Annotated in this window: 1 pseudogene; it reads left to right on the top strand. The window is 41.0% G+C overall.

Going from position 1 to position 541, the window contains the following annotated elements:
• Positions 1-541: pseudogene (locus R5R67_RS19550) on the top strand (hypothetical protein); the annotation flags it as partial.

Raw genomic sequence — 541 nt, 5'->3', positions numbered from 1 at the left:
TAAAGGTCTAAACTTTGCTGGCAATAGCGGTGCAGATGTACATCGTAAACTTGGTGAGAAGCTCAACATTGTAGGTGGTGCAGCTGCGTCAACTCCGGCGGCTACGACTAGCGGGGAGAACGTTATTACCCGTACTACCAAAGATGGTATTCAGATTGAACTGTTAAAAGACTCGAAGTTTGACAGTGTTACTACTGGCAACACCACATTAAATACGAATGGTTTGACTATTAAAGAAGGTCCAAGCATTACCAAAGAAGGCATCAATGCTGGCGGCAAACACATTACCAATGTAGCCGATGGTGTAAATGCCAAAGATGCTGTAAATGTTGATCAGCTCACTAAAGTCAAAGAGAACTTAAATGGCAGAATCAATGACACGAATAATCAGTTAAATGATGCGAAAAAAGATTTAGGTAATCAGATCGCGGATACCAACAAGAATCTGAATGATGCCAAGAAAGACCTTGGTAACCAGATTGCTGATACCAACACCAAGTTAAATAATACCAAGGATCAGCTCACAACTCAGATTAACGAT

Origin of the sequence: Acinetobacter sp. OYA S30 (assembly GCF_033599315.1) — a bacterium.
Taxonomy (GTDB): domain Bacteria; phylum Pseudomonadota; class Gammaproteobacteria; order Pseudomonadales; family Moraxellaceae; genus Acinetobacter; species Acinetobacter baumannii.
This window is presented reverse-complemented; position numbering and strand designations above follow the sequence as displayed.